Annotated in this window: 21 protein-coding genes; 16 read left to right on the forward strand and 5 right to left on the reverse strand. The window is 60.2% G+C overall.

Going from position 1 to position 26,464, the window contains the following annotated elements:
• The first annotated feature begins 55 nt into the window (after positions 1 to 55).
• Positions 56 to 1,369 carry a M16 family metallopeptidase gene (locus AC5RK6_RS03990; RefSeq protein ID WP_320758184.1) on the forward strand — a complete coding sequence of 438 codons (1,314 nt, stop codon included), beginning with the start codon at positions 56 to 58 and terminating at the stop codon, positions 1,367 to 1,369.
• On the opposite strand, the gene AC5RK6_RS03995 is transcribed toward AC5RK6_RS03990, so the two are convergent.
• The gene (locus tag AC5RK6_RS03995; RefSeq protein WP_435730742.1) at positions 1,366 to 3,339 is read right to left on the reverse strand and encodes an ABC-ATPase domain-containing protein; all 1,974 of its coding nucleotides are present in this window, start codon (positions 3,337 to 3,339) and stop codon (positions 1,366 to 1,368) included. The two genes, AC5RK6_RS03990 and AC5RK6_RS03995, sit on opposite strands and share 4 nt — an antisense overlap.
• Positions 3,340 to 3,376: 37 nt before the next feature.
• On the opposite strand from AC5RK6_RS03995, the gene dapB reads away from it, so the two are divergent.
• The 11 genes from dapB to miaA all read left to right on the forward strand — a co-directional run bounded on the left by dapB (position 3,377) and on the right by miaA (position 15,047).
• On the forward strand, positions 3,377 to 4,123 hold the full coding sequence (dapB, locus tag AC5RK6_RS04000) for a 4-hydroxy-tetrahydrodipicolinate reductase (protein WP_320758186.1): 747 nt from the start codon (positions 3,377 to 3,379) through the stop codon (positions 4,121 to 4,123).
• Positions 4,124 to 4,132: 9 nt separating this feature from the next.
• On the forward strand, positions 4,133 to 5,044 hold the full coding sequence (gene dapA, locus AC5RK6_RS04005) for a 4-hydroxy-tetrahydrodipicolinate synthase (protein WP_320758187.1): 912 nt from the start codon (positions 4,133 to 4,135) through the stop codon (positions 5,042 to 5,044).
• Positions 5,045 to 5,199: 155 nt separating this feature from the next.
• Complete coding sequence (locus AC5RK6_RS04010) at positions 5,200 to 6,876, forward strand: ribonuclease J (protein ID WP_320758188.1); 1,677 nt, start codon at positions 5,200 to 5,202, stop codon at positions 6,874 to 6,876.
• 61 nt (positions 6,877 to 6,937) lie between these two features.
• On the forward strand, positions 6,938 to 9,841 hold the full coding sequence (locus AC5RK6_RS04015; protein ID WP_435730741.1) for an FtsK/SpoIIIE family DNA translocase: 2,904 nt from the start codon (positions 6,938 to 6,940) through the stop codon (positions 9,839 to 9,841).
• 9 nt (positions 9,842 to 9,850) lie between these two features.
• The gene (gene pgsA, locus AC5RK6_RS04020; protein WP_435730740.1) at positions 9,851 to 10,462 is read left to right on the forward strand and encodes a CDP-diacylglycerol--glycerol-3-phosphate 3-phosphatidyltransferase; all 612 of its coding nucleotides are present in this window, start codon (positions 9,851 to 9,853) and stop codon (positions 10,460 to 10,462) included.
• Positions 10,459 to 11,001 carry a CinA family protein gene (locus AC5RK6_RS04025; RefSeq protein WP_320758127.1) on the forward strand — a complete coding sequence of 181 codons (543 nt, stop codon included), beginning with the start codon at positions 10,459 to 10,461 and terminating at the stop codon, positions 10,999 to 11,001. Before pgsA ends, AC5RK6_RS04025 begins: the two co-directional genes overlap by 4 nt.
• Positions 11,002 to 11,157: 156 nt before the next feature.
• Positions 11,158 to 11,538, forward strand: coding sequence for a helix-turn-helix domain-containing protein (locus tag AC5RK6_RS04030; RefSeq protein WP_026428564.1), 381 nt, complete (start codon positions 11,158 to 11,160; stop codon positions 11,536 to 11,538).
• 184 nt (positions 11,539 to 11,722) lie between these two features.
• Complete coding sequence (locus tag AC5RK6_RS04035) at positions 11,723 to 11,959, forward strand: DUF3046 domain-containing protein (RefSeq protein WP_320758126.1); 237 nt, start codon at positions 11,723 to 11,725, stop codon at positions 11,957 to 11,959.
• 310 nt (positions 11,960 to 12,269) lie between these two features.
• A complete protein-coding gene (recA, locus tag AC5RK6_RS04040; protein ID WP_320758125.1) occupies positions 12,270 to 13,442 on the forward strand; it encodes a recombinase RecA in 1,173 nt (390 codons plus the stop codon).
• Between the two features lie 109 nt (positions 13,443 to 13,551).
• A complete protein-coding gene (locus AC5RK6_RS04045; RefSeq protein WP_320758124.1) occupies positions 13,552 to 14,112 on the forward strand; it encodes a regulatory protein RecX in 561 nt (186 codons plus the stop codon).
• Positions 14,109 to 15,047 carry a tRNA (adenosine(37)-N6)-dimethylallyltransferase MiaA gene (miaA, locus tag AC5RK6_RS04050; RefSeq protein WP_320758123.1) on the forward strand — a complete coding sequence of 313 codons (939 nt, stop codon included), beginning with the start codon at positions 14,109 to 14,111 and terminating at the stop codon, positions 15,045 to 15,047. Before AC5RK6_RS04045 ends, miaA begins: the two co-directional genes overlap by 4 nt.
• A gap of 39 nt (positions 15,048 to 15,086) precedes the next feature.
• Here the strand turns inward: miaA and AC5RK6_RS04055 are convergent, their stop codons facing one another.
• On the reverse strand, positions 15,087 to 15,686 hold the full coding sequence (locus tag AC5RK6_RS04055) for a class I SAM-dependent methyltransferase (RefSeq protein ID WP_320758122.1): 600 nt from the start codon (positions 15,684 to 15,686) through the stop codon (positions 15,087 to 15,089).
• Between the two features lie 131 nt (positions 15,687 to 15,817).
• On the opposite strand from AC5RK6_RS04055, the gene hflX reads away from it, so the two are divergent.
• Positions 15,818 to 17,323, forward strand: a complete 1,506-nt coding sequence (gene hflX / locus AC5RK6_RS04060; protein WP_320758121.1) for a GTPase HflX — start codon at positions 15,818 to 15,820, stop codon at positions 17,321 to 17,323.
• Positions 17,320 to 19,260 (forward strand): ATP-dependent DNA helicase, encoded by a 1,941-nt coding sequence (locus AC5RK6_RS04065; protein ID WP_435730739.1) that lies wholly within the window; start codon positions 17,320 to 17,322, stop codon positions 19,258 to 19,260. The genes hflX and AC5RK6_RS04065 overlap by 4 nt, the downstream gene beginning before the upstream one ends.
• A 120-nt stretch (positions 19,261 to 19,380) precedes the next feature.
• Here the strand turns inward: AC5RK6_RS04065 and lexA are convergent, their stop codons facing one another.
• Positions 19,381 to 20,088, reverse strand: a complete 708-nt coding sequence (gene lexA, locus AC5RK6_RS04070) for a transcriptional repressor LexA (protein ID WP_016442529.1) — start codon at positions 20,086 to 20,088, stop codon at positions 19,381 to 19,383.
• Positions 20,089 to 20,271: 183 nt separating this feature from the next.
• On the opposite strand from lexA, the gene AC5RK6_RS04075 reads away from it, so the two are divergent.
• On the forward strand, positions 20,272 to 20,922 hold the full coding sequence (locus AC5RK6_RS04075) for a LysM peptidoglycan-binding domain-containing protein (RefSeq protein ID WP_320758119.1): 651 nt from the start codon (positions 20,272 to 20,274) through the stop codon (positions 20,920 to 20,922).
• 102 nt (positions 20,923 to 21,024) lie between these two features.
• Positions 21,025 to 21,528: a transcriptional regulator NrdR gene (nrdR, locus tag AC5RK6_RS04080; protein WP_016442531.1), complete on the forward strand. Its 504-nt coding sequence runs from the start codon at positions 21,025 to 21,027 to the stop codon at positions 21,526 to 21,528.
• Positions 21,529 to 21,638: 110 nt separating this feature from the next.
• On the opposite strand, the gene AC5RK6_RS04085 is transcribed toward nrdR, so the two are convergent.
• Positions 21,639 to 23,798: an AMP-binding protein gene (locus AC5RK6_RS04085; RefSeq protein WP_320758118.1), complete on the reverse strand. Its 2,160-nt coding sequence runs from the start codon at positions 23,796 to 23,798 to the stop codon at positions 21,639 to 21,641.
• A 179-nt stretch (positions 23,799 to 23,977) separates the two neighbouring features.
• Complete coding sequence (locus tag AC5RK6_RS04090; RefSeq protein ID WP_320758117.1) at positions 23,978 to 26,278, reverse strand: HelD family protein; 2,301 nt, start codon at positions 26,276 to 26,278, stop codon at positions 23,978 to 23,980.
• Between the last annotated feature and the right edge of the window lie 186 nt (positions 26,279 to 26,464).

Here is a 26,464-nt window from a genome sequence, read left to right on the forward strand (position 1 = left end):
CCGAATGTTTCCGGACGTTCGGGGAGTTTGCGTAACTATCCAGGAAAGTATTCCCATGTTGTATAGCGAACTGCCCCTTCCGCTTGATACGGGCGCAAGTCTCAGTATTGACGACGACGGCGCACTTCTGCGCCGCACCGTCCTCCCCGGCGGGCTCCGTGTCCTCAGCTACCGCCTGCCCCATATTCACTCCACCTACGTCAGCATGTGGGTGGGCGCCGGGTCTCGCGACGAAGTGGCGGCGACCCAAGGATCCACCCATTTCCTCGAGCATCTGCTGTTCAAAGGCACGAAGCGGCGCAGCTCCCTCGATATTTCGCGAGAAACGGACTACCTGGGCGGGGGATTCAACGCGGCTACCTCGAAGCAATACACCCACTATCACGGTCATATTTTTGACGAGGACCTGCCCCAGGCTATTGATATCCTCGCCGATATGCTCACCAGCGCGACCCTCAGTGCCGAAGACTTTGCGGTGGAACGCGGCGTTATCCTCGAAGAGCTCGCCATGTACACTGACGACGCCACCGATACCGCCATGGAAAAAATCCCGCAGCTTGTCTTTGGGGATCACCCGCTGGCGCGCCCCGTCGGGGGAACGGCGCAGACGGTGCGGGCATTGCAACACGAGGCGCTTCTCGAGCACTACCACGGGGTCTACCATCCTGATGAAGTGGTGGTGGTTGCCGCGGGCGCCGTCGACCATGACAAACTATGCGAGCTGGCGGTGCGCGCGCTGAGTGACGGGGGCTGGGATTTGAGCACGGAGCGCGATGCGCACCCGCGCCGTATCGCCCCGCCTATCGTCTACCAGGAAGCGCGCGAGCTGCACGTTCCGAAGGAAGTGGAGCAGGCGGCGGTTATCGTGGGGATGCCGGGGGTGAGCTTGACCAGTGAGGACCTGCCCACTTTGCTCGCCCTCAATGCGATTCTGGGCGGGGGAACTTCCTCGCGGCTTTTCCAGGAAATTCGCGAGCGGCGCGCCCTGGCCTACTCGACTTATTCCTTCCCGGTCAGCTATCGCGAAGGTGGGATGTTCTGCCTAGCGGCAGGCTGCGCCCCGCATAATGTGGGCACCGTACGCGAGCTCATGATGACCGAATTGGATCGCCTCGCCCGCGACGGCGTAAGCGAAGAAGAAACGGAATCCGCCTTCCGGCGCCTGCGTGCCGATATTGTATTCGACGCCGAACGAGTGGGCACCGCCATGACCCGGCTCGGCACCTCCGAGCTGGTGCGCGGCAGCCTCATTTCGCATGAGGAACACCTGCGCCGGGCCCGCGCCGTGCGCGCCGCCGATATAAACGAGCTGGCCCGCCGTATTGCGGCAGGCCAGCGTTCGTGTGTAACGGTCGGACCGGAGAACTAGCGGGCGCTTTCGGCCGACGGTGCGGACGGTGCGCTTTCGGCCGACGGCGCGACCTCCGTGGCGACGGTATCTTGAGCGTTTTCTGCATCCTCCGCCCCGTCCGAGGTCGGATCGTCCACCGGTGCGTGCACCACCTTGAGGGTGCGGTAACGGTTAAGCGCCGCGGCGATATCCACCGCGCGCGGCCGTACCAGGAAAGCTGGTTTCTCACCGGCACCCAGGGCATCCAGACCGTGCGTAGCGATCGCTTCTTCGAGGCGCTCTATACCCTCCGGGACGCTGTATTTGCCCCGCAGGCATAGAGCGCGGGTGGGGTCGGTCAGGGAGCGAATCGCCCAGGCAATCGCGGCGGTCTGACCCGGATCCACAATCTGGGGCACATCACTGACATCAATATCCGCGCGGTCCAGAGAAATAAGATCCACCCCGCGCGATTTCGTTTTCGCCTTCACCCCGTGGGCTTTGAGCGGGAGCGGATAGCGCGGTGCCGGGTGTGTAAACTCAGCAATATCATTGCGTTCCCGCGGGTGTGCTGCCGCTACCTTACGGGCCTGTTCCGTAACATCGTGGCACACATAGTGGTCCATGAGAAGCACCCGATCCGCGGCATCTAAATAATCGCCCGAGCCACCCATGACCATAATGGTGGAAATACCGGCGCGCGCCATACCGGCCACCCGATCCACAAAAGGTGTAATAGGTTCCTGAGTGGCAGGAACCAGCTCGCGCATCCGCTCATCACGAATCATGAGATTAGTAGCCGACGTGTCCTCATCAATAAGCAAGACCCGCGAACCTGCTTCGATGGACTCGGAAATAGCGGCGGCCTGCGACGTGGAACCCGACGCGTTTTCGGTAGAAAAATCGGTGGTGTCCGTGCCATCGGGCAGGGAATTAATGAAAGCCGAGACATCCACGCCAGTCACCCAGCGCCCATCGGCAGCACGCACTTTCATCGCGCTGGGATCCAGGGCCACCAGTTCGCGGCCGTCCCCGGGGATATGCGGATAGACGCTGCGCTCGAGAGCGGAGAGCAGCGTGGATTTACCGTGGTAGCCCCCGCCGACGATCACCGTGATACCCGGGATAATCGGCATACCGGTCACCTCACCGGCATGGGGGAGATGCACACTTTCACGCAAGTTCTCGGGGCTGGAGAAGGCGATGGCGTCTGTCAAAGGAAGATCGGAAATTCCTGAGCGGCGCACCAGCACCGCGCCGTCGTTAATAAAACCAATCCAACCGCGCTCCCGAACCACTGCCTGGAGAGCGAGATAATCCTCATAGGCTTCCACGTGCCTGCGTAATGCGGCCCGGTGAGCAGCGAATTCTTCCCCTTCGGAGGAGAAATTGAGCGTGGCTTCGATAATCTCGGGAAGGTACTCATCTGCGGTTTGCGCCATGGCGTGCCCGAGGATGGTGCGCCCCTGAGCCGGGAAATGACATTGGAAACGTAGTTCCACGTGATTGGCGAAAACAGTCGCGCTCGAACGCTCCAAAATCTCTTGCCCCACTTTCGCGATGGAAATATCGCGAGAATGGCGGGCGCGCTCCGCAAAAGTACGGGCCAGGAAATCAGCAACAGCCAGGCGCTGTTCCGGGGTGGTGAGAAGGTCAGCGGGAATCCCCACCTTCGCCGGATCGGCGGTCACCCGCAACGAGGAGGGCGGGGCGTAGGGATCGGATTGCACCCGATCAATATGGACCGTGTACATGCCGTAGTCATAATCACCGATAACGGACTTGTAGGCCGGGTAGTTACGTCCGTCCAGTTCGTGGAGACGGTCGATAAGATCGACGTCGTCTCCCTCGACCCGCACAAATTCACGCCGTTCCCGCGGCCCCCCGCCTCGCCTATTCCGGCGGTCAAATTGGCGATCTCGGCCTTCGCGCGGGCCCCGGGTGCCCCGGTAGTCGCGCCCACCGTGGGCATCGTAACGTTCCGAGCTGTGCTCATATCCAAAACTCATAGCACCTAGTCTATCCAGGCCACGTAGCATGGACGGTATGACTATCAACGTAGCTGTAATCGGCGCGGCGGGACGGATGGGTAGCACCGTGTGCACCGCCGTTACCGATGCTCCCGATATGAACCTGACCGCCCGGATCACCAAGGACGATCCCATCAACGCCCGGACCCTGGCGGGTGCCACCGTGGGAGTTGATTTCACCGTTCCCGATGCCACGGAAGATACCGTGCGGGCTTTGCTGACCAATGGCTGTCACGCCGTCGTCGGGGCCACGGGATGGACCCCGGAAAAGATTGCGCGCATCGAGACGGTGGCCAAGGAGACGGGGCGCCATGTGCTTATTGCCCCGAATTTTGGTTTGAGTGCCGTGCTCACCATGATGTTCGCGGAAATGGCCGCCCCGTATTTCGAATCCGTCGAAGTGGTGGAAATGCACCATCCCGATAAAGTTGATGCTCCCTCGGGAACGGCGCGCGCCACCGCGGAGAAAATCGCGGCGGCCCGGGCTGCAGCCGGATGCGCCCCGGCTCCCGATGCCACCGTCGGGCCTGCACCCGCTCGCGGGGAGAAAATTGCCGGCATCCCGGTGCACGCGGTCCGCCTCCGGGGCCTGAATGCCCACGAAACTGTGCTGCTGGGAAATCCGGGGGAACAGCTCACTTTGCGCCAAGACTCGTTCACCCGTGAGTCTTTTATGCCCGGGGTGCTTCTGGCCATCCGCGGCATTGACCAGCATCCGGGCGTGCAGGTGGGATTAGAGCGGTACATGAGCTGGGAACGATAGGCTGAGCCCATGGACGAGCACACTTTGCCTTCACGTAGTTTCGGATCCGTTAGCGTCGCTATGGTGACACCTTTCCACGCCGACGGGTCCTTGGATGTTGATGCCGCGGTGGCGCTGGCCACCACCCTCGTGGATCAGGGCTGTGATTCCCTGCTCCTATCTGGCACCACCGGAGAATCTCCCACCACGCACCAGCCGGAAAAAGATGTCCTGGTGCGGGAAGTGTGCGCGGCGGTGGGTAACCGCGCCATGGTGATCGCCGGTGCCGGTTCCAATGACACCGCTCACGCGGTGCGCATTGCCCGCGGCGCCGAGAAGAGTGGGGCGCAGGGGCTGCTCGTCGTCGCCCCGTATTACAACCGGCCCTCCCAAGAAGGCGTCTACCAACATATTGTGAACGTGACAGAAGCCACGGATCTGCCCGTGATGGTTTACGATATCCCGGGGCGTACCGGGGTACGGCTCGAACTGGATACGCTGTTGCGCCTGGCTGAGCACCCTCGCATCCGCGCCGTGAAAGATGCCACCGGGGACGTGGCGGCAGGTTTCGTCAAAATGGCACGTACCGGCTTGGAATATTACTCGGGCGACGATGCCCTCAATTTCGCCTGGCTCGCGCACGGGGCCTCCGGGGTGATTTCGGTGGCCGGGCATGTTATTGCGGCGCGCTTGCGGGCCCTGGTAGAACAAGTTGATGCCGGAGATCTGCCGGCTGCTCGCCGGGAAGCCGCCGCGCAACGCCAAATTATTTCCGCGATTATGGGAAGCGGGCAGGGGGCCGTTATGGCGAAAGAAGCACTCAAACTTCTCGGGATTATCCCCTCGGCTACTCTGCGTCTGCCCTTGGTAGGGGCATCTACGGCGCAAATCGCCGAATTGGCGGAAGCGCTGCGCGCCGAGGGGCTTCTCCCAGCTAGCTAACCCTGCTGGTGCGGGCACGGTGTGCCCCGGTGATGCACGCGGTGCTCATTGGTGACGCACGCGGTGCCCGCGACTTCACGGGTACCTAGCCGCCAGTTTTAAGCCCGGGCACGAAGCACCTATGGAAGCGCCCCGCTTCGTGAGAGAATACAGGGGTGAGTGATGAAGTGAAGAAATCTGTACCACCGCTGCGGAATGCCGTTCGTATTGTTCCCCTAGGTGGGCTTGGTGAAGTTGGCCGCAATTGCAACGTTCTTGAATACCAGGGAAAACTGGTGGTTGCCGATTGTGGCGTGCTGTTCCCCGAAGAAGCCCAACCCGGTGTTGATCTTATTCTCCCGAATCTTGACTATCTGGAAGATCGCCTCGAGGATATTGCCGCCATCGTGCTCACTCACGGGCATGAGGACCATATCGGGGCGGTGCCGTATCTGCTGAAAATGCGCCCGGATATCCCGGTAATCGGCTCCCAATTGACCATTGCTTTTGTGGAGGCGAAACTCCAGGAGCACCACATCTCCCCGAATGTTACCGTGGTGGCCGAAGGGGATTCTATGAGCATCGCGGGCATGGAATTTGAGTTCATCGCCGTCAACCATTCCATTCCGGATGCACTGGCCCTCTTCATCCGCACCCCGGAGGGCAATATTCTCATCACCGGTGATTTCAAGATGGATCAGCTTCCGCTGGACGGGCGCCTCACCGACCTGCGTGCTTTCGCGGCGGCCGGGGATGAAGGCGTAGACCTCTTCATGTGCGATTCCACCAATGCCGAAATTCCCGGTTTTGTGCATTCCGAATCGGAAATTCAGCCGGTGATTGATTCGGTGATCGGCGGGGCTACCGGGCAGATCGTCGTTGCCTCTTTTGCCTCGCACGTGCACCGGGTCCAGCAGGTCCTCAACGCCGCGGCTCAGAACGGTCGTAAGGTCGCCTTCGTGGGCCGCTCCATGGTGCGCAATATGAAGATCGCGGAGGAACTGGGGTATTTGGACGTGCCAGAAGGCACCGTCGTCGATCTCAAGAACATGAAGGATCTGCCCGAAAACCGCCGCATCTACATGTCGACCGGCTCGCAGGGTGAACCCATGGCGGTGCTTTCCCGCATCGCGAATCGTTCCCATCCCAAGGTGGCGATTAATCCCGGGGATACGGTGCTGCTGGCCTCCTCACTCATTCCCGGAAACGAAAATTCGGTGTTCCGGGTGATCAACGGGCTCATCAAGCTCGGCGCGAATGTGATCCACCAGGGCAATGCGCGGGTGCACGTATCCGGGCACGCTGCCCAGGGCGAATTGCTCTACTGCTACAACATATTGCAACCGGCCTACGCCATGCCCATTCACGGGGAGGTGCGCCACCAGGTCGCGAACGCTGGCGTCGCGGTGAAAACCGGGGTTCCTGCCGATAATGTGATCCTGGCGGAAAACGGTTCGGTTATCGATATGATCGACGGCGAAGTTCGCCTCGTCGGCTCGGTGCCTTTCCAGAATATTTACGTAGACGGCTCCTCGGTCGGGGATATTACCGAATCTGAACTCAAGGACCGTCAGATCCTCTCCAACGAAGGCTTTATTGCTATTTTCGCGGTGGTGGATACCAATGCGCGGCGTATCGTTACCGGCCCGCACCTCCAGGCGCGCGCTATGGCTGAAGATGAAACTGTCTTTGACAGCATCACTCCGGAAGTCACGCGGGCCCTGGAAGAAGCCGTGGCGAAGGGTTCGGATAGCTACGGGATGCAGCAGGCCATGCGGCGTGTGGTGGGACGCTGGGTTTCCCGTAAACTGCGCCGTTCGCCCATGATTATTCCGACCGTCGTAGAGGTGTAGTCCCCCTCGCACGCGGCGCGCCGGGAGGGGCAACTTTTTGCACAAAGGCTAGGCTTTTGATGTGAAGTTTCAGCGACGTGTCAAAAAAACCGAGAAAGAGACGACGGCGCCCGCGCGCCGCCCGTCCCGACGCTCCGCCACGCCCGCAAACGGGGCGGCCACGGAGCGGGCGGAGGGGCGCCAGCTGACGGGCAATGTGCGCAACGCCCTCGTGGCGACGTTCCTCGGTCTCGCGGTTATTGTGGCACTGCGCGAATGGTTCAATATTTCCGGAGTGCTTGGCGGGGTTATTCACCACGCCACCGCCGGTATCTTCGGGCTGCTCTCCGTTCTTCTTCCTGCCGTCTTCTTGGCCCTCGCTATCAGGCTGGTGGTCCCGGCGCGCGGGAATGAACACCGGCGGGTACTGCTGGGTGTGTTGATTATTGTGGTGTGCCTGGCCGGCATTATTCATGTGGTAAAACAGCCGCGTAGCCCAGCCGACCACTTCGCGGACGTAGAAAACGCCGGCGGCCTGATCGGGTGGCTCAGCGGGGGTGTCCTCGAGATGCTTTTCTCCCCGTGGGGAGCTGTTCCTATCCTCGTCATTATTATCCTGTGGGCCGGGTTCTATATCGCCGACGTCTCGATGGCGGATATCGCCGCGACTATTCGGGACCGGCGCGAACAGCGCCAGCTTGATGCGGGGGAGGAGATCGCCAACCGCGGGCATTCCGCCTCGGTGCCCTACGATTCCCCGCATGATATTGACGCGGCGGAGAACACCACCCGGCTCCCCAGCGCCGGGCGCACGTCCCGGCGTGGAAAAAAATCCGCGCGCAGTTACTTGGATGCGGCACTGTCCGGGGCTTCTTCTGAGCACGACGACGCCGCTACCGATCCAGCCTCCAGTAACGGCGGGAATGGTGCGGACGGGGCGGCGGGGGCTGCCTGGGCAGACGGTGCCAATGGCGCCAACGGTGCGCAATCCCAGGGCGCTACCACGGTGCTGCCGCAGACTACGGCGGGCGGCGGGCCGGCGGGCCGGGCGGCGCCGTCGCCGAAAAAAACAGTGCGCACCAAGAAAACCGGCGGCGTGGCTGAGACCCAGGATGCGGAGGCTACGGTGCCTGATCTGCCCGCACCCGATACCGGTGCACCGTTCACCCGCACTCAGCAACTGGCCCTCGACCCGAGTATTTTGTATGAGCTTCCCTCACCGGAGCTGCTCAAACGCGGAGCGGTGCATCCCGAACGTACCGAAGCCAATGATCGTGTTGTGGCTGCGCTTACCCAGGTCTTCACTGATTTCGGGGTGGATGCGCAGGTAGTAGGCTTTTCGCGCGGCCCGACGGTCACCCAGTACGAAGTTGAATTGGGGCCGGGTGTCAAGGTAGAGCGCATCACCCAGCTCTCGAAAAATATTGCTTACGCGGTGGCGAGCGCCGATGTGCGTATTCTTTCCCCCATTCCCGGTAAATCCGCGATCGGCATCGAAATTCCCAATGCGGACCGTGAAGTGGTGCAGCTAGGCGACGTCTTGGCATCCGACGTGGCGCGCCGTGACCACCATCCCCTCACCGTGGCGGTGGGAAAGAACGTGCGTGGGCAGTTCGTGGTGACCAACCTGGCGAAAATGCCGCACCTGCTGGTGGCGGGCGCCACCGGTGCCGGTAAGTCATCGTTCATCAACTCGATGATTACCTCGGTGCTCATGCGTTGCACCCCGGACGAAGTGCGGATGATCCTCGTGGATCCCAAACGTGTGGAGCTGACGATTTACGCGGGCATTCCCCATCTCATCACCCCGATTATCACCAACCCGAAGAAGGCCGCCGAGGCGCTGGAATGGGTGGTCAAGGAGATGGACGCGCGCTACGACGATATGCAGTCCTACCGCTTCAAGAACATCACCGATTTCAACGAGGCGATACGGGCGGGCACCGTTAAGGCGCATGATCCGCACCGTACCCTCCAGCCCTACCCCTACCTGCTAGTCGTGGTGGACGAATTGGCTGACATGATGATGGTGGCCCCGCGCGACGTGGAATCCTCCATCCAACGCATCACCCAGCTGGCGCGCGCCGCCGGCATTCACCTGGTGCTCGCCACCCAGCGTCCCTCCGTGGACGTGGTCACCGGTCTCATTAAAGCGAATATTCCTTCCCGCCTAGCCTTTATGACCTCGTCGCTAGCTGATTCGCGTACCATCCTCGATCAAGGTGGGGCGGAGAAGCTTATCGGGCAAGGTGATGCTCTCTTCATGCCGGGCGGTGCCCAGCCGATTCGCCTTCAAGGTGCCTGGGTGGACGAGGCGGAAATTGAGCGTGTTGTCGAGCATGTGAAAACGCAGCTGCGCCCCCAGTACCGCGAAGACTTCCAAGAAACGGTAGAGGCCGCCGGGCGCGAGAAGAAACAGCGCGAAGAAATCGGTGAAGACCTCGATATTCTGCTCCAGGCCGCGGAAATTGTTATCACCACCCAATTCGGATCTACCTCTATGTTGCAACGCAAATTGCGCATTGGCTTCGCCAAGGCGGGGCGGATGATGGACCTGCTTGAACAATACGAGATTGTGGGGCCTTCCGAAGGCTCCAAGGCCCGCGACGTGCTGGTGGCCCCGGAACTGGTGGAGGATGCCCTCGCTATGCTGCGCGGAGAACGCGACTCGATTTACGAGGACGAAACAGGTGATGGCGGGTCCGGAGCTGGCGCCGGTGCGCCGGGAACTGGAGCGAATGGCGCGGCAACGGGGCACGGTGCGGAAGGCGGGAACGCCGGGAACGTCGCTAACGGTGCCTACGCTGGAAGCGGTGCAGGCGCAGCAAACGGCGCGAACGGCGCCGGAGCCGGCACCGGGTACGCAAACCGCTACGCCGAAGATCCACTGGCACACGACCCGGAGAGCACCGCACCCACCTGGTATGACGACGATGACCCCGCTGGCGAATCCGGGGAGGACGCCTGGCAGCTCACGGGGCGGTAAAGTAGGGCCATGTCTCACACGAACGCTCCGGAGGCGAGCGAGCCGCCCCTCCTCAATATTGCGAATGCTTTGACGGTCACGCGGATTATCCTCATCCCCGTTTTTATCTGGGTGTTCTGGGAGCCCACTGCTACTCGCAGTTTCTGGGCGTGGGTAGTTTTCGCCGTCGCCGCGTTCACTGACCGCCTTGACGGGCAGCTGGCGCGTTCGCGGGGCCTCATCACCAACTTCGGGAAACTTGCCGATTCCATCGCTGATAAAGGCCTCATAGCAGCGGCGCTCATTATGCTGTCTCTTCATGACCGGTTGTGGTGGTGGGTCACCATCCTCATGATCTCCCGCGAAATTTTCATTACTCTGGTGCGGATGCTCGTGGTGACGAAACAGGTCATAGCAGCTGGATGGATCGGCAAACTCAAGATGTTTGCCCAGTCCATCGGCGCCGGTATCCTCATGCTGCCGTGGATCGCGTGGCTTGGTCACCCGGGCGGAGATATTTTCCAGTGGCTCGGGTGGATAACCCTCGGGGTTGCCCTCGTACTTTCGGTGTGGTCCGCGATCGGATATGTAGGTGACGCGGTGCGTATTGCCCGCGGTGGCGGCCACGAGGCGCACTCATGACGACGGCGCAGCCCATTGGCACGGCGGAGCTCGCCGCGCTTACGCAAACTTGCGTGAGACGCTTGCGGGAACGCGGCCTCAGCCTCGCCTGCGCGGAATCCCTCACCGGAGGGCTGCTCACCGCACAATTCGTCACCATTCCCGGGGTTTCCGCGGTGCTGCGCGGGGGAGTGGTCAGCTATGCCACCGACCTCAAAGCCAGCATCCTGGGCGTATCCCGTGAACGTCTACGTAGCCACGGGCCGGTGGATCGGGACGTGGCGCTCCAGATGGCGCAGGGCGTATGCGACGTCGCCGGAGCTGATATCGGCATGGCCACCACCGGGGTAGCCGGGCCCGGCCCGCATGATGGACACCCGGCGGGAACGGTATGGATTGCGGTGAGCACGCGGAACGGGGCGCATATGGCGCGCGAACTTCATATTGCCGGGGGGCGTAGCGACGTACGGAGCGGGGCGGTGCGCGGCGCCGTCGAACTTCTTGACGCGTTTTTGCACGACGGCGCAACCGATCAGGGTGCCGAGTCGGCTGTGTCCTGACTAACTCCTGTTCGCTCCCAGTAAATCTTCAGATTCGCCTGGCTTAATATTTGTGGAACCTTTTGATGGCCTCGTGCCACGAGCCTGGCACCGGAGGCGATGAAGATGTTTCGCTCTGTGGGGAATAAAAACAGGAAGTAGGCGTTGAGGTTAGTGATGACAATTGATACCCGTACCGGCGTAACCCGGAAGAATGATTTCGTAGTGCGTCCTGAACAGCGCCAACCCGCTCTCCTTCGCGAAGAGATTGGTGAGGTTTTACGGGCTTACCGGCAACGGCAAGGGCGTACCCTGCGGGAAGTTTCCTCCGATGCACGTGTATCTCTCGGATATCTCTCCGAAGTCGAACGTGGCCAGAAGGAAGCTTCTTCGGAACTCCTCGCTTCGATTTGCCGGGCGCTTAACGTACCCATGAGTCACGTGCTGCGCTTGGTTGCCGATCGGATTGACCTGGTTGAAGGTCGCATCCCGGCCCACCTGCGCGTGCCGGAAAGCCCGGCGGAACTCATGCGTGGGGAACTCTCCACTACAAAGTAATCCCTGTGCACCACGTCGCAAACGGCGCGGTCAAGGTGCGCACCGCTCGCGAAGCGGGGGCGCTCAGAGCTAGCTCCGTGGCTTCAGCTCTCCTTGATACGCGCCGTTATGCTGTGTCGGAGCGCTTCTCGCCAGGCGCGTCTTACCCACGACCCCACAACACATGAAGGAATATAATCCACCGGTGCGTGAATCAGAATTCTGGCTCAATATTGATCGTGCTTTCCCGCATGGGCGCGGGAGAAGTGCAGCCCAAGATCTCGTTCTTTCCGCCCTGGGAGATCGTAGCCCGGCCCAAGCCCTTGAAGCTGGGGAAGATCCGCAACGTATCTGGGATGCCGTGTGCGACACGATGGGATTCCCGGATTACTATCACTACCTCCATAGGCTTAGCCCGGAAGATTTCGCGGCCCGTGAATAGTGACCGGGAGTAGTACTCGTGAAGTAGTGCTCGCACGTCGTTCTCGCGGTAGGCAGTTGCGTGCAGTATTCGCGAGTTAGGTGTGAATGCAGTGGGTGACACACCTGTTCAATGCGGTACCGAACAACCGTTCGTACTAGAATGATCCACAGATCCACAGATCCACAGATCCTCAGGCGTCAGCGTTATCCACAAGAGTTTCGCAGCGTCTAAGTATGTCGTAGGCCGGATATACAGTGATCTCGAGCCTCTCGGAGAGGGAGTGTCTCGCCTAGGCCTGATCTGTAGGAAACGTGAGTAAGGATGGGATATGGCCGCAGCTAAAGCTAGTGCCCGCACCAAAACGGTCGGGCGCCCCATGGCGGATGATCGCAAACAGGCAATTGATACCGCCCTGGCGCAAATTGATAAGCAATTCGGTAAGGGCTCCGTTATGCGGCTGGGGGATCATGTCCGTCCCCGGGTGGAAGTCATTCCTACCGGATCTATCGCCCTGGATATCGCCCTCGGTATTGGCGGATTGCCGCGCGGGCGCGTGGTAGAAATTTACGGCCCGGAATCTTCGGGTAAAACCACGGTTGCTCTCCATGCTGTTGCCAGCGCGCAGCGCAATGGTGGCATCGCTGCGTTTATCGACGCAGAACACGCACTTGATCCGATCTATGCGCGGGCTTTGGGCGTTGATACTGATTCGCTGATTGTCTCCCAGCCGGATACCGGAGAACAGGGCTTGGAAATTGCCGATATGCTCATCCGCTCTGGCGCGATCGATATTATCGTCATCGATTCCGTGGCGGCCCTTGTTCCCAAGGCGGAAATCGAAGGCGATATGGGTGATTCCCACGTTGGCTTACAGGCACGCCTCATGAGCCAAGCGCTGCGGAAAATGACCGGTGCACTCTCGGCTTCGGGAACCACCGCTATCTTCATTAACCAGCTGCGTGAAAAAATTGGCGTGATGTTCGGTAACCCGGAAACGACCACCGGAGGGAAGGCACTCAAGTTCTATGCTTCCGTTCGCATGGACGTGCGGCGCATTGAAACTCTTAAAAACGGTAGTGAGCCGGTGGGGAATCGTTGCCGCGTCAAGATCGTCAAGAACAAGATGGCTCCGCCTTTCAAGCAGGCAGAATTTGACCTCATCTACGGTGAGGGAATTTCCCGGGAGGGAAGCCTTCTCGATGTCGGTGTGGAGTTGAATATTATTCGCAAAGCCGGCGCCTGGTTCACGTATGAGAGTGATCAATTGGGCCAAGGCAAAGAAAAGGCCCGCCAATTCCTTATGGATAATCCGGATTTGCGTGATGAAATTGAGGATAAAATTCTCCGCAAGGCCGGACTGCGTGAAGATACGGAAGGAACCGAAACCGGAGAAACCGAAACTAAGGCGGGTAGCGGTGGTGCTGCTACCAGTTCCACGGGTACCAAGCAGAGCTCATCCGCGAAAAGCAGTGGGAATGCTACCGAGACTGTTGACTTCTAAGTAGGTGGTCACGGTGACAAACTACTCGGATACCAACAAGCACTCTGGGCGATCACCGGGCCGCAGCCGATCACAGCGGGGCACCCGGAATGGGCGAGGGAACCGAGGTGTGCGTGACCTTGAATCCTTGAGTGAAGAAGAACAACTACGCCGGGCTCGGGATATTGTCTATCGCCAGCTAGGTATGATGGACCGTTCCCGTTATCAGCTCAGTCAGGCGCTCCACACCCGTCAGGTGCCGGAGGTAGTGGCTGAACGGGTACTCCACGAATTTGAAGTTGCTGGCTACATTGACGATGCCAAGTTTGCGCGTGTCCTCGCTGCGGTTCGTCGGCGTGATAAAAATGCTTCCCGGCGTGCTATCGCAGCTGAGTTGCGCCGCAAAGGCGTAGCCGCGGATCTCATCGAAGAAACGCTCGCGGAAATTAGTCCCGATGCTGAACTTGATTCCGCGGTGGAGCTAGCCGTGAAGAAGCTGCGCAGCGCTTCCGGGAAACCGGAAACGCTAGCTCAGCGCACGTACGCCATGCTCGCCCGGCGCGGCTTCACAGCCGAGCAATGCGCACAGGCGCTGCGTCAAGCCCGGGCGCTTCTCCTAGATGAACGCACCGCGGAAGAAATGGGTGATGGCGGGTACAGTTACGCGTCCGAAGGTACGGTGGCAGAGTGATTATTGCAGTCGTGGGGCCCACCGCAAGCGGAAAAACATCTGTATCGCTGGAACTTGCAGAATTTTTGGGTGGGCCATCCAGGGTGGAGATCATCTCCGCCGATGCGATGCAGCTGTACCGCGGTTTAGATATCGGTACCGCTAAACTTCCGCTCGCGCAGCGGCATGGAATTCACCACCATCAAATTGATGAGCTGGATATCGCGGAAGAAGCTTCGGTTGCTGCCTATCAAAAGCATGCTCGGCAGGATCTAGCTTCTATCACCGCGGCGGGGAAAATCCCCTTGGTGGTGGGAGGCTCGGGGCTCTATGTGTCTGCGCTTCTTGATGAATTGCAGTTCCCCGGGACCGATCCCGGGCTGCGTGCTGTGATTACGGAAGAAGCCCGCAGCGATTACCCTCGGCTCTTGCGGGAGTTGGAGGAACGCGATCCGGAGGCGTATGCCACCATCGATACTCGTAATGAACGCCGGGTCATTCGAGCTCTGGAAGTTATTCGGCTCACGGGTAAGCCCTACACCCCGCGTTTCCCGCGCCACACCTCGCACTATGAGGATGTACATATCTTCGCGATCCACCGCGAAATAACTGACCTTCATGCCGCGATCAACGCACGTGTGGATGAGATGATGAGGGAAGGACTCCTCGAAGAAACCGCGGACTTGTTGCGCCGCGGCTTGCGAGAAGCCCCTACCGCATCGCGGGCCACCGGATACCCTCAGGCCATGGCGATCCTGGACGGCAGCCTCAGCCTCTCTGAAGGAACGGAAGAAATCCGTATCGCTACCCGGAAACTTGCGCGTCGGCAACGCTCGTGGTTCCGGGCCGATCCGCGTATAACGTGGCTGGAAGCTGATGCGGATACCCCGGTCCAGCTTGCCTCCCGAATCCTCGAGGATTTGACTGAGGAGTGCGAGGAGTGCCCGTGTCACTAGCGGGGTATTTTCTTCGAACCTAGTGGCCAATGCGCATAGCTACCGGCGTACATGCAGGACCCGGAATCCCTTGGAGGATCCAATCTTCTCGCACAGGTAGCCCTCGCCCGCTATCCAGGTAGCAAGAGAATCCGCACCCAAATTTTTCTGTACAACCAGGTAGGCTTCGCCATCTGAGGCCAGGCGGCCCAGCCAGGTAGCAAGCAAGTTATGCAAGGCAGTTTTCCCGATCCGGATAGGAGGATTAGACCAGAGCAACCGAATTGATTTCTCTCCTAAACGCTCCAGGGCCTCGCCGGGGGTAAGCACCTCGCCACGCAAGCCATTGGTTTCAAGGTTGATACGCGTCAATTCACGAGCCCGCTCATTCACATCCACCCCGATAACGTGAGGAGTTTCAGCGGCCAAAGCCAAGGTGATCGGCCCCCAGCCGCATCCGAGGTCCACTGCGATTTCACCTGGCTCCAACTCCGGTTCGGGCACTTTTCGTAAGAGGACCGCGGTTCCTTTATCGAGGCCGTTGCCGGAAAAGACGCCGTCGTCGACCGTAACGGAATAGTCCCGCCCGCGGATCGTTACCTCCATGGTGCGGGTATTGCTCGCGGTATCCGGATGCTCTGAAAAGTAGTGCGAAGTCATAACACCAGCTTAAACGAGCCACGGAGAGGAAGAAACTCGCAGGAAGCGCCGTAGAACACGCATATGCGCCAAGTTACCGGTAGGAAACTTCGGCGCAACGTGAGAAAATAAGAGTCCATACGAAGGAGAACGTGGCCATTAGCAACGAAGTACATGAACATGAGCACCACGTCGGTGATGTTGATATCTCTACCCGCCGCGGCACGGTGCTCCAAGCCGATACCGTATGGCAAGCGAGTACGGATAACATCCACCGCGACTACATCGGCCTCCAGGAAGTGGAAGGCCTAGCCCGCGGTATCGAACGCGAACAAGGTATCGATGTTGAATACCGTCAGGTTCGCCTGGAACGAGTCATCCTTGTGGGAGTTTTCGCTGATGACCGTCCCCGGGCCGAAGAATCCCTCCGTGAACTCGCAGCACTAGCTGATACTGCCGGCTCCACGGTACTCGCCGGGGTTATCCAACGCCGCGCGCTTCCTGACCGCGCCACCTACCTCGGGGCGGGAAAAGCCCGAGAACTAGCCGCGATGGTGGAGGCTCAAGAAGCTGATACCGTCATTGTTGATACCGAGCTGGCGCCTTCTCAACGGCGTGCCCTCGAAGATCTCGTCAACGTCAAGGTTATTGACCGTACCGCCCTCATCCTCGACATTTTTGCGCGGCATGCCCAATCGAAGGAGGGCAAAGCTCAGGTAGAGCTCGCACAGCTCGAATACCTCCTTCCACGGTTGCGCGGTTGGGGTGAATCGATGTCACGTCAGGCCGGTGGGCAGGTGGCCGGCGGTGCAGGAATCGGATCGCGCGGCCCGGGTGAAACTCAGCTGGAATTAGATCGACGCCGCATCCGCCAACGCATGGCAAAACTCCGGCGCGATATCAAAAAGATGGCACCGGCCCGCTCCACTCGGCGTGCTGAACGGCGCCGTACCGGTATCCCCTCCGTGGTGGTGGTTGGTTACACGAACGCCGGGAAATCCTCGCTGCTCAACCGGCTTACCGGGGCGAATGTTCTGGTAGAAAATGCCCTCTTCGCCACTCTCGACCCGACTGTACGTAAAGCTATTACCCCGGAAGGGCGCGAATTCACGCTTTCAGATACGGTGGGATTCGTGCGTAATCTTCCTACCCAGCTGGTCGAAGCTTTCCGCTCCACCCTCGAGGAAGTGGACGGGGCAGATGTCCTCCTTCACGTGGTCGATGCTTCCAACGCAGACCCGGTCGCCCAGGTCACCGCCGTACATGACGTGCTCGTGGATGTGCCCGGTGCCCGTGATATCCCGGAGATTATTGTGCTCTCCAAAGCCGATATTGCTGATCCGGTAGATCTGACCGCACTGCGTTCACGCTACCCGTCCGCTATTGCGGTTTCTTCCCATAGCGGGGTGGGTATCGATGAGTTGCTTGCGCGCATCGAAGAAGAACTGCCCCACCCCAATATTGAAATTGATGCCATTATTCCTTTCGAGCGTGGCGATCTCGTCTCGCGGATTCTGGAAGAGGGCGAACTTTTGGACGAGCTCGAGTATCTGCCAACCGGCACTCGTATTCACGCCCGGGTACGCGCCAATATTGCTGGGCAGATCGACGCCCGCTGGGGTATCCAAACAGAGGTGTCCAGCAGGATGCGGGCATGAGGAAAGAACTGACCGAGATCCTCGAGCTGGTGGTCGCGGATCTCGGGGGAGCGGTCCGCGAGGGACAGAATCGTATGGTCGAGGAGACCGCCACCGCTCTGGAGGACTCCTCCCACGTACTGATTCAAGCCGGGACGGGAACTGGGAAATCCATCGGCTACCTGGTCCCGCTCATGGAATGGTCGGTGCGGACCGGTCAGCGTGCGGCCGTGTCCACCGCCACCCTTGCTTTGCAGCGCCAAATCGTGGGGCAGGACGCGCCGCGTGTGGCGCGGGCCGTCAGCGCGGTAACCGGTCATGAACCGCATATTGCCCTGCTCAAAGGCTGGAATAACTACGTGTGTTTGCGCAAGGTCCACGGCGGTTATCCCGAAGATGATGCGCTTGTCAGCCGCGCCGAAGGAGAATATGGCGCGAGCGCAACCGGTGAAGAAGTCAAGCGCTTGCGTGAATGGGCCGCGGAAACTGAAACCGGGGACCGTGACGACCTTGTCCCCGGGGTATCCGAGCGGGCCTGGCGCCAGGTGTCCTTGAGTAAACCCGAATGTGTGGGGGTGAAGTGCCCGCTGCGTGACGTGTGTTTTCCGGTGCGGGCGCGCACCGAAGCCGCCGAGGCGGATATTGTTATCACGAACCACGCCATGCTGGGCGTGCATAGTTCCGGCACCCCGGTACTCCCCGACGTGGATGCTTTCGTTGTAGACGAGGCTCATGATCTTGCCGACCGTGTCACGAGCCAACTCACGTTTGCGCTCTCGCATGGCGAAATCTCGGGATTGGCGCGCTTGCTGCGCCGCGAAAAAATCTTGGCCGAGGGGATCGAACGGGCCCGTGACGGCGTCGTCGCCATTATGGATGAACTGGAGGAAGGGCGCCTCACGTGCCTTCCCGCGCCCCTGCAGGACGCTCTCATGCTGTTGTTGCGTGAATTGCAGCTGGTGGAGAACGACGTCGCAGCTTTGCCCGGCAGTACCGAATCAGATGCCGCGACGAAAGCCGTGGTACGTCATCGGCTCTCTACCTGCGTCGATATGGTAAGCGCCATGGTGAGTGAGGAGGTGGCAGCCGGCGCTTTGGTCGTGTGGCTTTCCCGCGATCTGGAGGGGCGTTCGAGTCTGTGCGCGGCGCCTCTCGATGTGTCCGCGCCGTTGGCGGATACGCTTTTCGAGGCCCGCCCCGCGATCCTTACTTCTGCAACGCTGGCCATCGGTGGGCGTTTTGACCTGGCCGCGCGTCAGATCGGTTTTTCTTATCCGAGCCAGGGACCGTGGCGGGGAATCAACGTCGGATCGCCATTCACCTACCATCAGCAGGGCATTCTCTATATTGCGCGCCACCTACCCGTCCCGGGGAAGGAGGGGTACGGGGAGGAAACTCTGCGTGAACTCGTCGAATTGATCGAGGCTTCGGAGGGCGGGGCGCTGTGCCTTTTCACTTCCCGGAAGGCCGCAAACGAGGCCGCGGCTTTCGCTCGCGATCACCTCGATGTACCGATTTTGGCGCAGGGCGAAGACCAGCTGCCCACCCTCGTCAAAGATTTCGCCGCGGATCCCCACGCTTCGCTTTTTGGGACGCTTTCGCTGTGGCAGGGTGTGGATGTTCCCGGTGTGACGTGCCGTTTGGTGACCATTGACCGGATTCCGTTCCCGCGCCCCAACGATGCGCTGGTGCAAGCGCGTTCACGCCGGGCTAACGAGCGCGGATATAACGGCTTCATGGAAGTGTCCGCGGCGCATGCTGCTCTATTGCTGGCGCAGGGGGCCGGGCGCCTCATCCGCAGTGAGGGTGACCGGGGTGTGGTGGCGATTCTAGATCCGCGGCTTGTTACCGCGCGTTACGGTGGGTTCTTGCGTGTCTCCCTTCCGCATATGTGGGGAACGGGCGACGGTGCCGTGGTGCGTGCGGCCCTGGGGCGGCTCGCGGCTCAGGTTAAATAGCGGCCTTACCTGGATGGTAACCCCGCTTGGGCAGCAGGCAGTGGTACGACGACGCGCCCCTGCTCGGTATGCGGGTTTACCAATCGTGGCGCTCCGGTGGCCACCCGAAACCGGGCTTGGCTAGAGGGTGCGCAGTACCATAACGACGCGCCCGAGTACTTCGCTATCATCAGCGGGAATGGGGGAGTAGGCGGGGTTACAAGGAAGTAGCGTAACGTGGCCATCGCGGCGTTGGAGAACTTTTACCGTGGCCTCGCCGTCGATCATGGCGGCAACGATTTCCCCGTTTTCAGCGGTGGGTTGGCGGCGCACCACCACCCAGTCCCCATCGCAAATCGCGGCATCAATCATCGATTCGCCCTGGACTTTCAGGGTGAAAAGCTCACCAGTTCCCGTCAATTGGCGCGGTAGCGGGAAGACATCTTCAATGAGCTCTTCAGCCAGAATCGGAGCTCCAGCCGCGATCTTCCCGACAACTGGCACATTAATTGCTTCACTAATATCTACCGGGAGGTCAGATTCTAAGCTGGTTCGGTCCGGTTCGCCCACCGGAAGTAGCCCGCTTCCCCACTCGGAATCACCGCGGGAGCGGCGTGCGTGGGCGAGCCCGGCGTCTGTGAGCTCAATCATGCGCGGCCGGCGCGGATTGCGGGAGATGTAGCCCTTTTCCTCAAGTGCATCGAGTTGGTATTTCACTGAAGAAGGGGAGGACATACCCACTTCTTCACCAATTTCCCGCACCGTTGGCGGGACACGGTGGGTGACGATTCCGTCAATCACAACGTCCAGTATCTCTGCCTGGCGAGCCGTGAGCTGAGGATGATCCATATGCACTCCCGAGCGTTCGTGCCGAATTTTTTGTCGTAAGGGCGGGTTTGAATAGTTCTACGACGGCGGGGTTCGGAGCGTAACCGAACCACACGGAATCGAACGAACGTTCTAGACAAACCCTTGCTGTCGTACTAGTCTAACATACAGATGTTCGGCGAACGAATGTTCGAGGAGTGAAAAATGAGTGTCGCATACCAGGAGATAACGCGGGAAACTAGCCGTGCTCACACCAGCCGGCGGCACCCGAAACTGCGGGTAGTGGGTGAGCAGTCCGCGGCCGTGCACAGTAAGCCGTGCGGGGAAGAAGTTCGCCGCGGGGATGTTCGCGGGGGAGCTTCGGTCACCGCGCTACGGGTAGCTGGGGCACGCCGGCGCTGGAACACTCCGGCTCTGGGTGCGGTGCGCCGCCCGGTGGTCGTTGCGCCACGGCCGGTTGTGCGATCGGCGGCGGGTGCGCCGGCCCGATCCGCTAGTCATATAGCTACTCGAGGGGAAGCCTCATCTACTACTCGGGTAGCGGCTCAGGTGTCGGTACCTTCGCGCGCCGCTTCAGCTTCTTTGGATGGAATCGTGCGGATGGGTGTGCGGGTTGCGCTGACCATTGCTGTCACTCTTCTCCTGGCCAGTTTTGCCATGATCGTAGGGACCACTTTCCTGGAAACAGGAATGGCAACCGTAACAGTGCAAGGCGGGGATACCTTGGCGAGTATTGCCGCCAGCATTCCGGGTGTTCCGGATATTTCCACCGGGGTGGCGGATATTGTCAATCTCAATGGGCTCGCTTCTCATGATCTGGTTCCCGGCCAGGTGCTTGAGATTCCGGGTTATTAGTCCTGAGGTACCGGCTGGGCATAGACCGCCCGGATGGTACGGGTGATACCTACGGGACTACCATAGTTATGCGGTTGGCGCATTATAGCTGAGCCATTTAGAATGATTAATGTGCATTGCCCATTTTGTCGCAACCCTGATTCACGGGTGATTGATTCTCGTACCGCTGATGATGGCCTGTCCATTCGCCGTCGTCGTGAATGCCCGAACTGCCACCGGCGCTTTTCCACGCTGGAAACAGCTAGCCTTGTGGTCGTCAAGCGTTCGGGTGCTACCGAACCTTTCTCACGTCAAAAAATTATTAACGGGGTGGGGAAGGCATGCCAGGGGCGTCCGGTCACCGAAGACCAACTGGCATTACTCGGAGCCCAGGTGGAAGAGAAAGTCCGCTCCTCGGGCAGCTCGCAGATTGATGCGCATGATATAGGCCTCGCCATTCTTGAACCGCTCAAGGCCCTTGACCTAGTTGCGTACCTTCGGTTCGCATCGGTCTACTCAAATTACGATTCCATTGACGATTTCGAGCGGGCCATCGCAGATCTCCGCCAGGATCCGGATGTTCCGGTTGCATCAGAATCGCCGGATTTCTCGAAACCTCAGTCCTGAGGGAGCAATACGCGGAAAACTGCGTGAATGCTGTGCACCGTCGGAGGTCAGCGTGCTATGCGGCGTCGTTATGAAAACTATGCCGCACGCGGAGACACAATGCTAGGGGCCTAACTTTCAGCGTTCTCCGGGTTTTCCCTATTTTGTGATACGGCGGTGTTCTCCGTGTCTGGGCGAGTAGCGCCATCGGTGCTTCCCTCAGGATTGGTCTGGTCATTGCGGCCGGTTCCATTATCTCCTACGGCAGGTGTCATGGATCGCGTGGCACCTGCAACTAGGTCGTGGCTGGACCGTACTACCCAGGTGGCAAAAGATTCCAAAGTAGCCCCGGCAGAACGCACGAAAGTGGCAATCGTTTCCTGGCTGGGGGCAGTCTTATCCACCCACTGGCGTACCGCACCGCCACTTTCCGTAGCAGACTTCGTGACGTTGGAGGCCCAGCTTTGAATCTGATCGACAGTCAGATTATAGGTGGCCTCCAACCCGGCCAATACGCGCTCGAAAGTTTCACGGGTCATATCACCTACCGCGGCAGTGGCGCTTCCGGCAACTGCGCCGGCTTTTTTCACCCACACCCCGGCCGTCAGTTCGAAATTATCCAGCTGTTCGCGCACCGAGCGGCGCATTACCTTCCCTAATTGGGAGGTGGGAAGGGCATCAAAAAGAGCAATGGACGAGGGCATCGCGTAATGGGCAAGCTTGCCTTCGGCCCAGCGGCGCACCGCCGCCAGGTCAACCGTGGACCCCGGCTCTAAAACGAGAGCTGCTACCACGGATTCGCCACGTTCCGCGGCGGGGATCCCCACAACTGCCACGTCGCGGATCTCGGGCATTTCTCGCAAGACATCCTCCACCTCGGAAGGATAAATATTGAAACCGGAGGAATTAATCATCTCCTTCGCGCGATCTGCCATAACGATGAAAGGCCCATCCCAGCGCCCCAAGTCACCGGTGCGCAGCCAGTCTCCGAACAGCGCCTGCGCGGTTTCCTCTGCTTCACCCAGGTACCCAGCAAAAACTTGCGGGCCGCGCACCAAGATTTCACCCACATCCTCGGCATCTTCCGCCAAATTATCGGGATTGGCGATGCGTACCTCGGTACCGGGGAAAGGAACGCCTAGGGTGGAGGGGCGCCGATCCTGGCTCATCGGAGATCCAGAAACCACCGGAGACGATTCCGTCATCCCGTACCCCTCAATAAGGAAACCTCCGGTGCGTTCTTCCCAGCGGCGCGCCACCTCCTCCGGCAGCGCCATCGCGCCGGACACCCCGAAACGAATCGAGGACAGATCAATATTTTCCCCGGCGGATTCCCGCTTTTCCACCTCGGCAAGAATACGGGAGAACATGGGTGTTACTCCGGGTAGCACGGTGATGGGGCGCCGCTTCTGGGCAGCCAGCAAGGACTGAATATCGAAATTCGGCAAGAAAATAGCGGTCGCAGCCAGATCAAGGCCGCACATCATCATGAGGGTAAAGCCGAATGCATGGAAGAGGGGCAGCACCCCAGCAATCACCTCGTGATGATCAGCTTCAAAAGGCACCCAAGCAATGATCTGCTTGCGGTTGGACACCAAATTCCGGTGCGTGAGCATTACCGCTTTCGGTTTACCAGTGGTACCCCCGGTGAACATATACAGCGCCACGTCGTCCGCCTGCGGTTTACGGAAGGTAGCGAGATCCATAGGAACCGCTTTCCGCCACTCCCGATCAAAAGATGCCACGTGAGCCGGAACACTCCCGCGCAAGCGAGCACGCTGGGTGCGAGCCTGCGCCACCGGAAGCTTGAGAAGCATCCGAGAGGTCAGCGGTAAATCTCGGGAGAGGTCCACCGCGAAATAGTGGCGCGGGTCGTGGGGATCTGGTGCCAACGTGGCAATGGTCTTCTCCCATGCGATAACAACTCGCGCATCAACCATCGCAATTTGGCGGCGCAATTCTGGTTGGGGAGCTAGCGGATTCATCTCCGCGACGGTTGCGCCCGTCAGGATCGCACCCCACAGGGCATACATATGTTGGGGGCAATTTGGCAAGGCCACGGCGACGGTATCCCCGCGCTGCACCCCCAAACTGCGCAGGAGAGTGGCAACACGGCAGGACCGCTCAACAAGTTCACGGTAACTCGTTGTTGCCCCGAGGAAATCTAAGGCCACCCGATTGGGATAGCGTGCGGCCGCGCGCAGGAGCGACTCTTCTAAAGTTTCCTCGTCCACCGTGATATCGGAAGGCACCCACTCCGGATAAATATCCAGCCAAGGTTTCACGGTCATTCGTACTCCTTCACCCACCCGAACAGCGGCCTCATAGCATTGACTAATCAATCATAGTGGTAATAATTGCGAACTGCGGTACGCGTAACTACGGTATGCGTAACCACGGCACGCGAAGCCGCGACGTGACAGCCCGAAGCCCACGGCCCTCTGAACCGCAGCGCAAGGGGCGCGCGGTCTTAGGAACCAACACCGGCGGCGCTCGCGGTGAGCCCGGCCGGGAGCGCGCCTTCAGAAACCACGTGGAGGAGCTGGGTGGGGCGCGTCATCGCCACGTAAATATTGCCCGGTCCCTCGGCCAAAATCTCATTTGGCTCCACGAGCACGACAGCGTCAAATTCCAAGCCCTTGGACTGCACTGCCGTGAGAACTTGGATCCGGGCCGTGACATCACGACCGGTGACGTCTACAGTCCATCCGGCCAGTTCCGGAGCTGTCGCGATAGCGGCCGCTACCCGAGCTACTCGAGTCTCCGGCACGATCACTCCGAGGGTACCGGCCTGCCCGTAACGTGCATCCAAGCGTTCGCACACCTGCGCCGTCTCCCTAATAATGCCCGTGGTAAGAGTTCCGGGTGCGCAGCGCTCGGCGATCTTCACGGTGCCACCCTCGGTACGGGCCGCACGCACGGGGCGCACCATGACCCCGGCCGCGCGCTGCACCGCCCCGGCAGTATCCAAAATAACGGCCGGTGTTCGGTAGGACACCGTGAGTTCTTCTACGCGCACCCGATCAGCTAGGCGGCCCAGCAACCCCTCCCAGCCGGCTCGTGGTGAACCATCCGGGCGTTGGTCAAGGTCACCGACCACCGTCATGGAACGGGAAGGATTACGCCGAATGAGCATTTCCCACTGCATGGGGGAGAGCTCCTGGGCTTCATCGACCACTACGTGACCGTAGGTCCAGGTCCGATCCGCGGCGGCACGCTCGGCTAGTGAGGTACCGTCCCCGCGTCCACCCATCCGTTCGGCCAGCAGCTCTGCACTCACGATCCCGCCGCCCACGCCCAGCGCCTCCATTGTTTCTCCGGCATAGCTGAGTCGATTTTGTTCGGCCGCATCGCGTGCCGCCCGGGCGTGGCGTTCCGCATCGGTGGCAAAAGATCCGAGAACTTCAGCGAATTCATCGATGAGGGCAATATCGGCGATGGTCATGCCATGCCCGACCGGACGCTGCAACGCGGCTCGCTCCGCAGCATTGAGCTCGGGCGCCACCTCGGCAAGAAGATGCGGTTTGGTGAGCAAGCGCTCCAGCAGTGCCACCGCGGAGGAAGGCATCCAGCGCAGGTTGATTTCCCGGCGAGCATCAATGCTCTCTGCCACATCGGCAATAATCCACGGGTTTTCCGAGAGCTCCACGTCCTGGCCTTCGGCCACCTGCCGCGCTAAAACATCTACGAGGTATTTCGCGTAAGTATCGCGGGCTTCGTTATGCCGCTTACCTGTACGGCGCGCCCGCCGTTGCGCGTTTTCGACATCCTGCGGGGTTAGGCGTACATCAACCCCGCTGATGCGCATCCGCACGGCCTTGCGCAACGGACGTTCGAGGAGGGTGCGCACCGCCCGCGGGGCGATAGTACGCCATACCAGGCGGCCTTTAATCTCCGCGGCGGGGGCAGTATCGACGGCGCTTACCGTTACCCCGGGCACCAGCCCGGCAATCGTCGTCGATACGACATCAGATTCTCCCAATGACGGTAACACCTGATCGATATAGCGCAAAAAGACTGGCGAGGGACCCACAATGAGTACGCCAGAACGCGCCAGGCGCTCGCGATGGGTATACAGAAGGTAGGCAGCGCGATGAAGGGCCACCGCTGTTTTCCCGGTGCCCGGCCCGCCTTGGACCACCAGCACATTATTAGAATCGGCGCGAATAATACTGTCCTGTTCGGCCTGAATCGTCGCGACGATATCGTTCATTTTCCCGTCGCGCGCCGCGTTCATCGCCGCCATGAGAGCGCCCTCGCCCGTCAGATTGAGATCTGAGGAGGCACGCGAAGAGTCAAGAAGCTCATCTTCCACTCCGGTGACCGTGCGCAGGCGGGTCTGAATATGGCGGCGCCGCCGCACCTTTCCCGGATGGGCGGCGGTGGCCCGATAAAACGGTTCGGATTGCGGGGCACGCCAATCCAGGAGCAAGATCTCTCCGCTTTCGTCCTTCAAACCGATCCGCCCGATATGATCCGTTTCACCCTCGCGGGTATCGAGCCGGCCGAGAACCAGCCGGTTTTCGACTCGCCGCAAGCGGGTGAGATTATCTTCGTAATGGGTGGCGAAAGAGTCTCGCTCGGTCATCTCACCGGCGCTTTCCTGACCGCTCTGGCTGCGAACCGCAGCCAGGCGCTGGGCATAGGCTTCACGCTGGCGATCAAGGGCACGGTACGCAGTATCCACGAAAAGCTGTTCTTCCCGTATTGCGTCCTCGCGCGCGCTATGAGGATCGTTGACCACGAGCAGCTCCTCCTGATGACCGAACATAATCGGGTGGTGTCCTGGAAAAAAGTAACAATCAATTATGACGGAAAACGCCGGGGCGCGCTATAGTGCGGTGACGGGAACGACAGTGATAAGCCGGTGGCGAATACCGGAACCGTGTTCGGTTACGTCTCGTTGTAGAGGTTGCCGTTATTGAAGTACGACGGCGCCCGGCGCGCTCGGCCGGGC

The sequence above is a fragment of the Actinotignum sp. usb-actsch-213 genome (genome assembly GCF_059085665.1).